13 protein-coding genes are annotated in these 14,712 nt (G+C 30.1%); all 13 read left to right on the forward strand.

The genetic code is table 11. From position 1 onward, the window contains the following. The first annotated feature begins 113 nt into the window (after positions 1–113). The 13 genes from ACREVU_RS05475 to msrA all read left to right on the forward strand — a co-directional run bounded on the left by ACREVU_RS05475 (position 114) and on the right by msrA (position 14,679). Positions 114–2,444 (forward strand): FtsK/SpoIIIE family DNA translocase, encoded by a 2,331-nt coding sequence (locus ACREVU_RS05475; protein WP_431550604.1) that lies wholly within the window; start codon positions 114–116, stop codon positions 2,442–2,444. A 188-nt stretch (positions 2,445–2,632) separates the two neighbouring features. Then, positions 2,633–3,970, forward strand: a complete 1,338-nt coding sequence (gene rimO, locus ACREVU_RS05480; protein ID WP_431550605.1) for a 30S ribosomal protein S12 methylthiotransferase RimO — start codon at positions 2,633–2,635, stop codon at positions 3,968–3,970. Continuing rightward, positions 3,954–4,514, forward strand: coding sequence for a CDP-diacylglycerol--glycerol-3-phosphate 3-phosphatidyltransferase (gene pgsA / locus ACREVU_RS05485; RefSeq protein WP_431550606.1), 561 nt, complete (start codon positions 3,954–3,956; stop codon positions 4,512–4,514). Before rimO ends, pgsA begins: the two co-directional genes overlap by 17 nt. 206 nt (positions 4,515–4,720) lie before the next feature. Then, complete coding sequence (gene recA / locus ACREVU_RS05490) at positions 4,721–5,797, forward strand: recombinase RecA (protein WP_431550607.1); 1,077 nt, start codon at positions 4,721–4,723, stop codon at positions 5,795–5,797. Between the two features lie 373 nt (positions 5,798–6,170). After that, entirely contained in the window at positions 6,171–7,706 is a 1,536-nt protein-coding gene (gene rny / locus ACREVU_RS05495; protein ID WP_431550669.1) for a ribonuclease Y, read from the forward strand. Between the two features lie 232 nt (positions 7,707–7,938). Then, positions 7,939–9,129 carry a pyridoxal phosphate-dependent aminotransferase gene (locus tag ACREVU_RS05500; protein WP_431550608.1) on the forward strand — a complete coding sequence of 397 codons (1,191 nt, stop codon included), beginning with the start codon at positions 7,939–7,941 and terminating at the stop codon, positions 9,127–9,129. 101 nt (positions 9,130–9,230) lie between these two features. Continuing rightward, positions 9,231–9,491, forward strand: coding sequence for an HPr family phosphocarrier protein (locus ACREVU_RS05505; protein WP_431550609.1), 261 nt, complete (start codon positions 9,231–9,233; stop codon positions 9,489–9,491). Positions 9,492–9,635: 144 nt separating this feature from the next. Then, a complete protein-coding gene (locus ACREVU_RS05510) occupies positions 9,636–10,613 on the forward strand; it encodes a tyrosine-type recombinase/integrase (protein WP_431550610.1) in 978 nt (325 codons plus the stop codon). 232 nt (positions 10,614–10,845) lie between these two features. After that, entirely contained in the window at positions 10,846–12,090 is a 1,245-nt protein-coding gene (uvsE, locus tag ACREVU_RS05515; RefSeq protein WP_431550611.1) for a UV DNA damage repair endonuclease UvsE, read from the forward strand. Between the two features lie 33 nt (positions 12,091–12,123). After that, positions 12,124–12,765, forward strand: coding sequence for a HutD/Ves family protein (locus ACREVU_RS05520; protein WP_431550612.1), 642 nt, complete (start codon positions 12,124–12,126; stop codon positions 12,763–12,765). A 54-nt stretch (positions 12,766–12,819) separates the two neighbouring features. Next, complete coding sequence (locus tag ACREVU_RS05525) at positions 12,820–13,587, forward strand: MJ1433 family protein (protein WP_431550613.1); 768 nt, start codon at positions 12,820–12,822, stop codon at positions 13,585–13,587. 162 nt (positions 13,588–13,749) lie between these two features. Then, complete coding sequence (locus ACREVU_RS05530; RefSeq protein WP_431550614.1) at positions 13,750–14,079, forward strand: single-stranded DNA-binding protein; 330 nt, start codon at positions 13,750–13,752, stop codon at positions 14,077–14,079. Positions 14,080–14,199: 120 nt separating this feature from the next. After that, positions 14,200–14,679, forward strand: a complete 480-nt coding sequence (gene msrA / locus ACREVU_RS05535; RefSeq protein ID WP_431550615.1) for a peptide-methionine (S)-S-oxide reductase MsrA — start codon at positions 14,200–14,202, stop codon at positions 14,677–14,679. Positions 14,680–14,712: the final 33 nt, after the last annotated feature.

Here is a 14,712-nt window from a genome sequence, read left to right on the forward strand (position 1 = left end):
AGTGGAGGTAGTATAGATATTTTATGAATATAGTTTAAATTCATATATAAATCTAATTAAAGTTAAAGGAGATTTATAAAATTTGTAGAAATATTAAGAATGGAGGTGATACTTTGGCTAGAAAGAAAACTAAATCTAAAGTTACCAAGGGAATAGATGCCGATAGTGAAATTTTTGGAATCATTTTAATTACAGTGGGCATATTAATTTTATTTAGTATATTCTCTACTATTTTTTCGAGTTCTGGTTCTATATCGGGTACAATAGGTGATTTTGTTAATCATTTGCTTTTTGCAATCTTAGGAGTGGGGGCATATCTTTCTCCATTTTTGATAATATTTATTGGTATTTGTAAAATTGTTAAGAAAGGTAAGATAAACTTCAGCAAGAAGTTTTATGGAATAATACTTTTTATAATAAATACTTTGCTATGTATACAAATGTTATCTTTAAGTAAGTATTATACTAGAGGAAAATTTTCAGCCGGAATAAGTAAAATATACAATTCTGAAAGTGCAATGCATGGTGGTATTATTAGCTATTTTATTGATGTAATAATGCATACACTATTTGGGGCTGTAGGAAGTTTTATAATTTTTATTGGTATTTATGTTATATGTTTAATTTTAATATTAAATATATCCTTGAATGATGTCTTCTTTAATTTGAAGGATAGCTTTATGATCAAAAGGACTAAAAGGATAAATGATAGTAAGGCGAGCAATGAACGTAAGGAGTTACATATAGAGAATTATGAAAAACAAGAAGAATTAGTAGTTCCAAGTGAAGATAAAAATGAATTTATTAAAGGAATTAACAATAAAATTAAAATATTCGATTTTTTAAGGACAAATGAAGTTGCTACAGAGGGAGAAGTCGAAGTTGAAGATAAAGAGAAAATTGTCAATAATATTAAACAAAGGAGTATTGGAGGTCCTAAAGATAATCACTTAGATAATTCTATCAAACAAGAATTAGAAAAAGAAATTCAATTAAATAGTGTGAACTTAAAGCCAAACTTTAAATATGAATTTCCAACAGTAGACTTATTAAATGAAAATACTACTTGTAAAATGAATAAAAATGATAAAAGAGAATTACTCAGCAGTGCAAATAAATTACAGGAGACATTAAGTAGCTTCGGAGTTGAAGCAAAAGTTATTCAAGTAACAAAAGGACCATCAGTAACGAGATTTGAGCTTCAACCAAATGCAGGTGTTAAAGTAAGTAAAATTGTGAACTTAGCAGATGATATTGCACTAAATTTAGCTTCCTCTGGTGTAAGAATTGAAGCACCCATACCTGGTAAGGCAGCTGTAGGAATTGAAGTTCCAAATAAAGAACTAAGTGCAGTATATTTAAGGGAAGTAATTGAGTCTAATGAATTTTTAGCTGCAAACAAAAATTTATCCTTTAGTTTGGGAAAAGATATAGGTGGTAATTGTGTTGTTTCAGATTTAACGAAAATGCCGCATTTGCTGGTAGCTGGAGCTACAGGTTCTGGAAAGAGTGTTTGTATAAATTCATTAATTATAAGTTTACTTTATAAATATTCTCCAGATGAAGTTAAGCTCCTATTAATTGATCCTAAGGTAGTTGAATTAAATATTTATAATGGAATACCTCATTTATTGATACCAGTTGTAACAGACCCTAAAAAATCTGCAGGTGCTTTAAATTGGGCTGTAAATGAAATGACAAGAAGGTACAAGCTTTTTGCTGAAAACAATGTACGCAATATTGAAGGATATAATGAATTAGCTACTAAAGGCATTGTGGAAAATAGATTACCTTGGATAGTAATTATAATAGATGAACTCGCAGATCTTATGACGGTTTGTGCCAGTGATGTAGAAGAGTACATAGGAAGACTTGCACAAATGGCAAGAGCAGCGGGTATGCATTTAGTAATAGCAACGCAACGGCCTTCAGTGGATGTTATTACAGGGGTGATAAAGGCTAATATACCCTCAAGAATATCTTTTGCAGTTTCAAGTCAAATAGATTCAAGAACAATTTTAGATTCTGCTGGTGCAGAGAAATTACTAGGTAAAGGCGATATGCTTTTTTACCCTGTAGGAGAGGCTAAACCAGTTAGAATTCAAGGCGCTTTTGTATCAGAAGAAGAAATTGAGCGAGTAGTTGATTTTATAAAGAGCCAGAAAACAGAATTAAACTATGAAAAAGAAATAATAGATGAAATAGAGGGCACTTTAAATAATAAAGTTCAGGAGGAATCTGTTGATGAATTATTAAATGAAGCTATTAGAATAGTAGTTGAAAATGATCAAGCTTCAACTTCCTTATTGCAACGTAAGCTTAAAATAGGGTATAATAGAGCAGCAAGAATTATAGAACAAATGGAGGAACAAGAAATTATTTCAAGTAGAAATGGAAGCAAACCAAGAGAAATATTATTAGGACATATTGAATTAAAAGATTAATTTAATAAATTTTTGTAAAAAAAATTGTAAATACACTTGTTTTATTTGTAAATCACATTTACAATAATTTATGTGTACAAATGTAAGTGAATAGTTCTAAAAAAAAATATGTATATGAAAAATCAAACAACGAGGATAATATTTAATAAATATTATCTACCCCGGGAGACAACCAAGGAGGATGACTGGTGGAAAAATTAAAAGTTGGAGTTATAAATTTAGGTTGCGATAAAAATAGAATTGATAGTGAGATTATAATAGGCAGTTTAAGTGAAAAATATGATATGACAAATGATCCTAAACTTGCGAATATTATTTTAGTGAATACTTGTGGATTTATAGAATCTTCAAAACAAGAATCAATAGACACTATTCTAGAAATGTCAGAATACAAAAAGAAATATAAGTGTACAGTATTAATTGCGACGGGTTGCTTAACTCAGCGTTATGGTGCGGAACTGTTTGAGCTTATGCCAGAACTTGATATAATGCTTGGAGTTAACGATTATAACAAGTTATTAAGTAGTGTAGAAGAGGTGCTTTTGAAAAATAACAAAGTACAACATTGTAGTTATAGTGATGAGAATATTAATGAAGGTAAAAGGGTTTTAACTACCGGAGCCTATTCTGCTTATATTAGAATATCTGAGGGCTGTGATAATGCTTGTGCGTATTGTGCAATTCCAATTATAAGAGGAAAATATAGAAGTAGAAAGATGGAAAATATATTACAAGAGGCTAAGGGACTAGGTCAGCAGGGTTGTAAGGAAATCATTTTAGTTGCACAAGATACTACTAGATATGGAATTGATTTATATGGTGAAAAAACCCTGCACAAGTTGATAAGAGAAATTTCTAAAATAAATGGAATCCAGTGGATTAGAGTGCTTTATTGTTATGCAGAAGAAATGACGGATGAAATTATTAATGAAATATCAACAAATGATAAAGTTTGCAAATATGTAGATATACCAATTCAACATATAAGTGATGATATTCTTAAATCCATGAGAAGAAAAGGAAGAAAGAATATTATAACAGAAAATATAAATAAGATGAGAACAAGCATTGTGGGATTAAACCTTAGAACTACATTGATTGTTGGGTTTCCAGGGGAAACAGATGAGAATTTTGAAGAATTAAAGCAGTTTATTGTGGAAACTAAGTTTGATAAGTTGGGAGTATTTAAGTACTCAATGGAAGAGGGTACTGTAGCTGCAGAAATGACAAATCAAATTCCTCAAGAAATAAAAGTAAAACGTGAAGAAGAATTGATGATTATACAACAAGGTATATCAAAAGAACTGAACAGTAAAAAAATAGGAAAGATATACAAGATTTTAGTAGAAGGTGTTGACAATAAAACATATTTTGGTAGAAGTTATGAAATGGCACCAGAAGTTGATGGAACTATTTTCTTCGAATCTGATGAGGTTTATAATAAGGGAGAATTTGTTATGGTGAAGGTTATTAAAGCTTTAGAATATGATTTAATAGGAGTTGTGTGCAATGAATCTTGCGAATAAACTTACAATGATCCGAATTTTTCTAGTTCCAATATTTTTAGTGTTTATGGTAGTTAAAGGAATCCCTTATGGAAAAGAACTGGCTACTGTTATATTTATATTGGCTTCTCTTACAGATAAATTGGATGGTTATATAGCTAGAAGTAGAAACCAAGTAACTAATTTCGGTAAATTTATGGATCCACTAGCGGATAAACTATTGGTAACTGCTGCACTTGTTTCATTGGTAGAACTTCACATTATACCTAGTTGGATAGCTATGATTATAATTGCTAGAGAATTTGCAGTTTCTGGTCTTAGAACAATAGCGGCTGCAGAAGGAAAAGTAATTGCGGCTAGCTGGTGGGGTAAAATAAAAACTGTTATTCAAATAATAGCAATAATTATAGCCTTGTTATATAATTTAAAAGATTTGAGTCCAACTTTAAATCCAATTCTAAGCAATTTAACTAATATATTTATGGCAGCAGCCGTAATTATTACTATAATATCAGGTGTTGACTATTTTGTGAAAAATAAAGATTCAATTAGAGTTGATAGGTGATTAAATTATTATAGTTTGTTAATAATACAAATAAAAGGGTTTCTGCCAAAATATTTCCTGGCATAATATTTTAGGAGCAACATTCCAAGAGAAGGAAAAGGTGGGATCCTTTATTTTGTGTGTTGACCATGCAAAATAAATAGTGTATACTTAATATAGAACAAATGTTCGTAACTAAAAGGATGGTGAACCCAAAGGGGAAATTTATGAATAATGAAAAATTAAAAGCACTAGAAGCAGCTATGGGTCAAATAGAGAAGCAATTTGGTAAAGGTTCTATAATGAAACTTGGAGATAATAGTACATTAAATATAGATGCTATATCTACGGGATGTTTAGGACTAGACATAGGACTTGGTATAGGTGGTGTGCCAAGGGGAAGAATGATGGAAATTTTTGGACCAGAATCTTCAGGTAAAACTACAGTTGCACTGCATATAGTTGCAGAAGCACAGAAAGAAGGGGGCACAGCTGCATTTATAGATGTAGAACATGCACTGGATCCTATTTATGCTAAAGCACTAGGAATTAATATAGATGATTTAATAGTTTCCCAACCAGATACTGGCGAGCAGGCTTTAGAGATTACAGAGGCCTTAGTTCGCTCAGGAGCCATTGATGTTATTGTTGTGGATTCAGTAGCTGCATTGGTACCTAAAGCTGAAATTGAAGGCGAAATGGGAGACTCTCATGTAGGACTACAAGCAAGACTTATGTCACAAGCACTAAGAAAACTTGCTGGATCTATAAATAAATCAAAATGTGTTCTTGTGTTCATAAACCAATTAAGAGAAAAAGTTGGAATAATGTTCGGAAATCCAGAAGTAACTCCTGGTGGTAGAGCATTGAAATTCTATGCTTCTGTTAGATTGGACATTAGAAAAATTGATACAATTAAACAAGGTGATCAATTTATGGGTAATAGAACAAGAATAAAAATAGTTAAAAATAAAGTTGCGCCCCCATTTAAGCAAGCTGAATTTGATATTATGTACGGTGAAGGAATATCTACAGAGGGAGATGTTTTGGATATTGGTGTTAAAGAAGAGATTGTACAAAAGAGTGGAGCATGGTTTGCATATGGCGATATACGTCTTGGACAAGGAAGAGAAAATGCAAAACAGTATTTTAAAGATAATCCTCTAGTTATGGTAGAAATAGAAAATAAAATTAGGGCAAAATATAATCTGCCATTATCCAAAGTTCCAATAATTGATAAAAAAGAAGCAAAACAAGCAAAAGAAATAAAAGAAGCAAAAGAAGCAAATAAAAAAGAAGCATAAAAGCAAGTTCATACTTGCTTTTATCTTTAATTAATTATTAATTTTATGAGATTTTGTAGGTAAAACTGTATATTATAAGTTTAACTAAGATATATTATTAATATAGTGTGAAATAGATACATTTATACTGGAATATACTAGGAACTAGAGCAATCATTATGTAATAATAAAAGGTAAATTGCACATTTAAATGTTAAAATCTTGACATTAATTGAAAAGTAATATAAGATAAATACAAATACTGGTTTAGCATATTCAAATTGCTACCAATTGAATAAAAATTACACCTTCTCTAGCTTTCATGTTTACTCTTAAATAGATTTGAAATAAGCAAGGGAGGTGTTGATAATCAATGGATAAAAATAGTTTGGTAATGATCTTAGTAGTTTGCGCTATTTTGGTTGTTATTATCGTGGGTATTTTTGTTGCAATTTATAGTAGGAAAAATAGATCTCAAGCAAATATTTCTGAGGCAGAAAAAGAAGCTAAAAGAATTCTTGATGAAAGTTCAAAAGAAGCGGAATCAAAAAAGAAAGAAGCTATTTTAGAAGCTAAAGAAGAGGTTCACAGACTTAGAACTGATTTAGAAAAAGAATCAAGAGAAAGACGTAATGAAGTTCAAAGGTTAGAGCGAAGAAATATCCAAAGAGAAGAATCTTTAGATAAAAAAAGTGACGTGCTAGAGAGAAAAGAAGAAAATATTACTAAAAAACAACAAGAAATTGAGATGCTAGAAGCAAGTGTTCAAGATTTACACACAAAACAAAGGGAAGAATTGGAAAGACTGTCAGGACTTACAGCTGACGAAGCGAAACAAGTTTTGTTAGATGAAATTAGAAAAGAAATTAAACACGATGCAGCAATTATGATAAAAGAAATTGAAACCAAGGCTAAAGAAGAAGCCGATAAAAAAGCAAGAGAAATTATTACTTATGCTATTCAAAGGTGTGCAGCTGATCATGTTGCAGAAACAACAGTTCATGTGGTTTCTCTTCCTAATGATGAGATGAAAGGAAGAATAATAGGTAGAGAGGGTAGAAATATTCGTACTCTAGAAACACTTACAGGAGTAGATTTAATAATAGATGATACACCTGAAGCAGTAATTCTTTCAGCATTTGATCCTATAAGGCGAGAAGTTGCTAGAATAGCACTTGAAAAACTAATAGTGGATGGAAGAATTCATCCTGCTAGAATCGAAGAAATGGTAGAAAAAGCTAAAAAAGAAGTTGAAAGCGATATAAGAGAAGAAGGAGAACAAGCTACTTTTGAAACAGGAGTGCATGGTCTTCATTCAGAAATTATTAGATTGCTTGGAAGACTTAAATACAGAACAAGTTATGGTCAAAATGTATTAAAGCATTCTATAGAAGTTTCATATTTAGCTGGACTTATGGCCTCAGAACTTGGAATTGATCCAACCCTGGCTAAGAGGTGCGGATTGCTCCATGATATAGGTAAAGCTGTAGATCATGAGGTTGAAGGACCACATGCACTTATAGGCGCAGAAATAGCTAAGAAGCACCATGAATCAACTATAGTAGTAAATGCTATTGCAGCACATCATGGCGACGTTGAACTGCAATCTCTAGAAGCGATACTAGTTCAAGCGGCAGATGCTATATCTGCTGCAAGACCAGGTGCAAGAAGAGAGACTTTGGAAGCTTATATTAAAAGATTAGAAAAATTAGAAGAAATTGCAAATTCATATGAAGGTGTGGAAAAGTCATATGCTATTCAAGCTGGAAGAGAAGTTCGAATTATGATTAAACCAGAAATAATTGATGATGCAGGAGCTATTGAGATGGCTAGAAACCTAGTTAAAAGAATCGAAAATGAACTAGAATATCCAGGTCAAATTAAAGTGAATGTAATCAGAGAAACAAGGGCTATAGATTATGCTAAATAAACCAACATAATATTAAATCTTCTTAAAATTTAGAGAATATCCAAATTTTAAGAAGATTTTTTTTATTTATAGCAAAACACCGGGTATTTACATTATAAAAAAAAAATGATATATTGGTAACATCTGAAATATAGACATCATTTTTGATAAAAATGAAGGCTATAGATCAATTGAATTAGATAAATTAGATTCATATTAAATATAAAATAATAAAGACATTGGGGGTAAAACAATGATATTATCTGAAAAAGCGAAACAAATATCACCATCTTTAACACTAGATATAACTGCAAAAGCGAAAAAGATGAAAGCTGATGGAATAGATGTTATAGGATTTGGGGCTGGTGAACCTGATTTTAATACACCCAAAAATATTCAAGATGCTGCCGTAAGAGCTATTCAAGAAGGAAAGACTAAATATACAGCTTCATCAGGAATTATAGAGTTAAAACAGGCAATAATTCATAAATTAGACAGCGAAAATAACTTGAATTACATACCATCGCAAATTATAGTTTCAACTGGAGCAAAACAATGTTTAGCTAACGTTTTTCAAGCTATCTTAAATTCAGGAGATGAGGTTTTAATTGGAGTCCCATATTGGGTTAGTTATCCAGAACTCGTTAAATTGGCAGATGGAGAACCAGTATATGTACAAACCGAAGAAATACATAAATTCAAATTGACAATTGAAAACCTTAATAAAGCATTAACATCCAAATGCAAAGCCATAGTATTAAATAGTCCAAATAACCCTACAGGAACGGTGTATACAAAGAAAGAACTTATGGAAATTGCAAGTTTTGCGAAAATAAACAATTTAATAATAATCTCAGATGAAATATATGAGAAATTATTATATGGAAGTAATGCTCATATTAGTATAGCAAGTCTTTCAGAGGATGCTTATAATAGAACTATTGTGATTAATGGTGTTTCTAAAGCTTATGCTATGACTGGATGGAGAATAGGGTATGCGGCTGGTAGCATAGAAATAGTATCACTAATGTCTAACATCCAGAGCCATACTACATCAAATCCTAGTTCAATTGCTCAATATGCCTCAGTTGAAGCTTTAAATGGGCAGCAGGATGATGTACGCAAAATGGTCCAACAATTTAAGCTAAGGCGAGATTATATGGTAGAAAGAATTAATAACATTAATAATTTATCTTGCGTGAAACCTGAAGGCGCTTTTTATGTTATGGTAAATATATCTAAGGTTTTAAATAAATCAATCCAGGGAGAAGTTATAAAAGGTTCAATTAACTTTTCAGATTTGTTACTTAAAAATGAAAAAGTTGCAGTCATACCGGGCATTGCATTCGGAGTAGATAACTTTATCAGACTATCCTATGCTACTTCAATGGAAAATATAAAAAATGGAATTGATAGAATAGCAAGGTTTGTTGAAACCATATAAAATTGATTTACATAGTTTTTAATGATATTATATTAGAATGAGTTAATAGAAAATTTTTGCATGTTAATTCATTCTAATATTAAACTATTGAGGTGAGGGAATTGGTATCAAAAGAGGTTATGGTTAATAATTCTAAGGGACTGCATGCAAGACCAGCTACATTATTAGTAAGAAAGGCAGCTTCTTTCAAATCAGATATAGGTATAGAGTATATGGGTAAAAGGGCAAATGTTAAAAGCTTAATAGGTATTTTATCTCTAGGAGTTGGTTCTAATAGCATTGTAAACGTTACAGTTAATGGCGACGATGAAAAATTAGCCTTAGAAGGAATAGTAAACCTTATTAATTCTTTAGAAGAATAATTGTTCATCTAAAAAAATAACAAGTCAAAGATTTTATGGATATTTATGAAGAGGTCTTGTAGCCTGTAAATTTTAAAAAGCTGCTAACTTAAGGTTTGCAGCTTTTTAAAATTTACATGAATTGAAATTATTAAAGGAGATTATATGTTAAATAAACTTATAGAATTCAACTCTAATTCAAATGTGATTTTAAATGATAAAAACTTTATAAGGTATTTTCTTGAGATTAAATCTAGAAAAAGTATTTATACTGCTAAAAGTTATGAATGTGATATAAAAGATTTTTTTTGTGTTAACTCTATTTCTGATATTACTCTAGAAGATATCAAGAAGGTATCTATATTACATTCGCAAAACTATATAATAAGATTAATGGATAAGAATATGTCCTCTGCGACTATAAATAGAAAAATATCCTCATTAAGTGCACTTTATAGGTGGTTATTAAAATACCAAGATAATTCTACAGATATTCATATAATTAAATATAATCCTTTTGGAAATCTAAAAGAAGAGAAACCAGTTATAAATAACAAAGAAACTGAGTTTTTAACAAAAGAAGAGTGTGTGGTTTTATTAAAAAGCATAGACACATCAACGATACTAGGACATAGAAATAAGACTATATTGGCACTTGCTTTAACCACTGCTTTAAGAAAATCAGAAATCATAAATATTAAGATAAAACATATTACTACATACACTGGTTATGATGTTGTAAAAGTAAGGAGAAAAGGTGGTAAAGAGGATATAGTAAAACTTCAAAAAGAGGTTCTGGCTATGATTAATAAATATATAGTGATTACTAAAAGGAATAAGCTAACTAGTGGAGAGGAATATTTATTTATTGGACATTCAACCAATGGAAATAATAAAGAAAAACTAAATGCAAGTACATTAAATTATATGATAAAAAAGGTATGTAAAAATGCAGGTATAGATAAAAACCTGCAAGTTCATTCTACTAGGCATACAGCTATTACACTTGCAATACTGGCAGGGGCCACTGTGGAGAAAGTGAGAGATTTTGCTGCACATAAAAATTTAGCTACTACAAATAGATATATTCATTCAGTGGAAAAGTTGAAAGACAATGCTGGAGATCTAATAGATGTACTCTAAACGTTATTGAATCTTAAAATCTAAAAAATAGATTTTATATACATGGTAGATTTTCAGATGGTTTAGTTATAGTTAGCATTATGCTAAATATGGCTATATGGATAACCAATAACATTGGGTGGCCATTATACCTGTTAATCAGTTTTGGATGATTAAGAAGGTCTAATAGCTGTTAAAATGGATACTAAGTAGTGACTATTAGATGAAGAATATATAGGAGCAGGAGGAAAATATGAAAATTGGATATGCATGTATACCACTTACTGTAAATGCAAGAACAAATAGAAGGCTGACTCTAAAAAATTTTTCTGAAAAAATGTTTTTAGAAGTTGTGGAGCAAAATTTAATAGATTTAAGGGAAATACTCGAAAATAATGAGAAATATAGCATAAAATTGTTTAGGATAAGCTCAGACATAATTCCACTGGGAAGTCATAGCATTAATGAAGTTAACTGGCATAAATATTTTGAGAGTGAATTAAAAGAGATAGGAGAATTTATAAAAAAATGTAGTATGAGGGTTTCTATGCACCCAGGACAATATACAGTCCTAAATGCAGAAAAAGAAGATATTGTTGAAAAAGCAATTAAGGATCTAGAATATCATTCTAGATTCCTTGATGATTTGGGTGTAGATTCAAGCAATAAGATAATACTCCATATTGGTGGCGGTTATGGAGATAAGGATCTTGCTATGAATAGGTTTATTGAAAATTTCAAAAGATTATCAGCTTCAGTAAAGAATAGGCTTGTAATTGAAAATGATGATAGAACATTCAATATTAATGATTTACTTTTTATAAGTGGTAAAATTAATATACCAGTGATATTTGATAACCTTCACCATGAGTGTAATCATGAAATAGAGATGTCTATAAAAAAAATAATGAGTAAGGTAGTTAAAACATGGAAAAAAGAAGATGGCAGTCCAAAAGTCCATTATAGTCAACAAGATTTATGTAAACATTTAGGAGCTCACTCAAAGACTATAATGGTTAAAGAATTTCTAAAATACTATGAAGAAGTTAAAGAATTTAATCTTGATATTATGTTAGAAGTAAAAGATAAGGATATATCGGCTATAAAATGCAATCTTATAGTTAGTAACATGAATAAAATATTAAAACATGTAATTGTAGAAAGGCAGTGGGCAAAATATAAATATCTACTAATGGAAATAAATTATAAATATTATAAAGAGTGTAGTAGAATGGTAAAAGAGAAATGCAGTATTCAGTATTTCTATGAGTACATAGATGAAATAATGAATCTTGGTGTAGAAGATGGAAGTTTTATAAATACGGCAGAACATGTTTGGGGTTATGTGAAAAATAATGCTACGGATAGAGAACAAATGCATTTTAAAAAACTTCTCTTGGATATGGAACATAAAGAAAAGGTTAAGCTTTATTTGAAAAAATTATGTGACAAGTATAGTGCTGAGTATATACTTAGTTCGTATTATTTTTACTATTAATCTATAATATTTAATCTTTAGGGGGGCATATAAATGTCTTATAATATTAAAATAATTAAAGAAAATCAACATAAAACAAGTGAATGGTCTGGGGGTACAACAACACAGCTCTATATTTACCCTGAGAATTCACTATATAGTGAACGTAAATTCAAATGGAGACTTAGTTCTGCAAAGGTTGAAGTAGAAAAATCTATATTTACTTCTTTACCAGGAATTTCTAGGCACATTATGGTACTTGAGGGAGAACTGTTTCTTGAACATGAAGGACATCACAAGGCTGCGTTAAAAGCATTGCAGCAGGATACTTTTAGTGGAGACTGGACGACAACAAGCTTTGGTAAAGTTACAGATTTTAATTTGATGCTGGCACAAGGTTACAAGGGTGAATTAGAAGCTATTTCTTTTAATAGTGGAGAGCACAAAGATATATTATTATACAGTAATGCGAACGATGCTAAAGCGTTTTCTCAAATCACAGAAGCATTTTATATTGTTCAAGGTTATATAGAGATAGATACTGGATTAAAGAAAAAAACAGGGTTGAGTAAAGGTGACTTAATAATGGTAACTAGAACAGGGAAAGAAACTACTTCAGAGTTTAAAATTAATAGTAGATGTAAAGAAGAATCTAAAATGGTAAAGGCTTCAATATTTTATTATGAAAATTCATAAATAATTTAAAGTAAAGTATTATACATATTAGATTAAATTCAAAGGGAGACAAACATGAAGAAATCCGATTGGCGTGTGAAATTTGCTATATTATTAATACTTTCATCAGTATTATTATATTCTTTTCACTATTTTATTTTTAGAGATGCACATCATATATTTATATATCTTGTAGGGGACTTGGCATTTATACCTATTGAAGTTTTATTGGTATCATTAGTTGTTGATGGAGTTATTAAAATAAGAGAACGGCAAGGCCTAATAGAAAAACTTAATTTAATAATAGGGGTATATTTTAATGAAGTAGGAACTAATATTTTAAAATATTGTACATTAATTGATCCATACTTAGATGAAATAGCAAACTTTCTTATTGTTAAGCGGAATTGGGAAGAAAAAGATTTTAAAAAAGCATTAGAAAAGTGCAAAAATTATAATTATGAAATTGAATTCCACAAAATTGATTTGGAGAAAATGAATGAGTTTCTATTAAGCAAAAGAGGGTTTTTACTTAGATTATTAGAAAATCCGAATTTATTGGAACATGAAACATTTACTCATTTATTAACGGCAGTTTTTCATTTAGAAGATGAGTTATCTTCAAGGAATTTATCAGAACTACGTGATGATGAAAAAGAACATTTAGAAATTGATATAAAAAGAGTATACAATGCAAGTGTAAGTCAGTGGGTTTTGTATATGAAGCACTTAAAAAATACTTTTCCATATTTATTTGTAACGGCAATGTCAAATAATCCGTTTGACACGCGAAGTAAAGAAGCCATAGAAAAACATATTATGACTACATATTATAGAAAATAATTATTTTGTAAAAAGTAAACTCTCGCCTTATTAGATGTATTTTAATATAGCGAGAGTTTTTATTGTCAACAAAAATAAATTTAAAAGCAAACATTTGTTTGTATAAAAGTTATTTTTGGTGGCAATAATTAAAAATGCAATCAAATAAAAAGGAGAGATATTATGAATAATGTATCACTAATAGGAAGAATAACAAGAGATTTAGAACTAAAAGATTTTAACGATGGGAAAGGGTTTTATACTAAATTCACATTAGCAATTGACAGAGCACCACGTAAGGATTCGCAACCAGAAGCAGATTTTATAAGTATTTTGGTATGGAATGCATTAGCTGAAACTATGTGTAAGTATTTAGGTAAAGGAAGCCAAATTGGTTTAACTGGTAGACTTTGTAGTAGTAGTTATATAGATAAAGATGGAAACAAAAAATATAGTACAGAAGTTGTGGCAGAGGAATTTAAATTTCTAGATAAAAAGAAAGAAATCGTATAATTTCTATAAAACTACCAACATGATGAACTTATTATAAATAACTTTTTACAATTAGTTAGAAAAGAAAATGCATTTGTAGTAATATATAGATACTAGTTTATATAATATGGAGGTGCGTTTATGAAGACTATTGTTGTAGCAGGAGGATGTTTTTGGGGTGTAGAAGCTTATATGTCAAGAATAAATGGTATTACTGAAACTGTGGTTGGATATGCAAATGGAACAAAGAAGAACCCCACTTACGATGAGGTATGTGCTGGCAACACCGGGCATGCGGAGGCTTGTTTAATAAGATATGATGAGGATATTGTATCCCTTGAAAAAATATTAAATAAATTTTGGGGAATAATAGATCCCACAGTTTCTAATAGACAAGGACCTGATATAGGGACTCAATATAGAAGTGGTATTTTTTACTCCCATAGTAAGGATTTAGATGTTATATTAAAAACAGTGGATGAAATCCAAAATAAATATCAAAAACCAATACTTACAGAAATAAAACCTCTTTCTTGTTTTTATGATGCTGAAGATTATCATCAAAAATACTTGCAAAAAAATCCGGGAGGTTACTGCCACATTAATTTAAATACTGATTAACTTATAGTTGTTAAACTATAAGTTTATTTGACA

Source organism: Clostridium sp., from assembly GCF_050717535.1.
Lineage (GTDB): Bacteria > Bacillota > Clostridia > Clostridiales > Clostridiaceae > Clostridium_AD.

Bases quoted from the DNA above. Each gene is read 5' to 3' on its own strand.
- pgsA (WP_431550606.1), top strand. From the start codon at position 3,954: ATGAATCTTGCGAATAAACTTACAATGATCCGAATTTTTCTAGTTCCA.
- ACREVU_RS05520 (WP_431550612.1), top strand. From the start codon at position 12,124: ATGTCTTATAATATTAAAATAATTAAAGAAAATCAACATAAAACAAGT.
- ACREVU_RS05510 (WP_431550610.1), top strand. From the start codon at position 9,636: ATGTTAAATAAACTTATAGAATTCAACTCTAATTCAAATGTGATTTTA.
- ACREVU_RS05530 (WP_431550614.1), top strand. From the start codon at position 13,750: ATGAATAATGTATCACTAATAGGAAGAATAACAAGAGATTTAGAACTA.
- uvsE (WP_431550611.1), top strand. From the start codon at position 10,846: ATGAAAATTGGATATGCATGTATACCACTTACTGTAAATGCAAGAACA.
- ACREVU_RS05525 (WP_431550613.1), top strand. From the start codon at position 12,820: ATGAAGAAATCCGATTGGCGTGTGAAATTTGCTATATTATTAATACTT.
- ACREVU_RS05500 (WP_431550608.1), top strand. From the start codon at position 7,939: ATGATATTATCTGAAAAAGCGAAACAAATATCACCATCTTTAACACTA.
- msrA (WP_431550615.1), top strand. From the start codon at position 14,200: ATGAAGACTATTGTTGTAGCAGGAGGATGTTTTTGGGGTGTAGAAGCT.
- recA (WP_431550607.1), top strand. From the start codon at position 4,721: ATGAATAATGAAAAATTAAAAGCACTAGAAGCAGCTATGGGTCAAATA.
- rny (WP_431550669.1), top strand. From the start codon at position 6,171: ATGATCTTAGTAGTTTGCGCTATTTTGGTTGTTATTATCGTGGGTATT.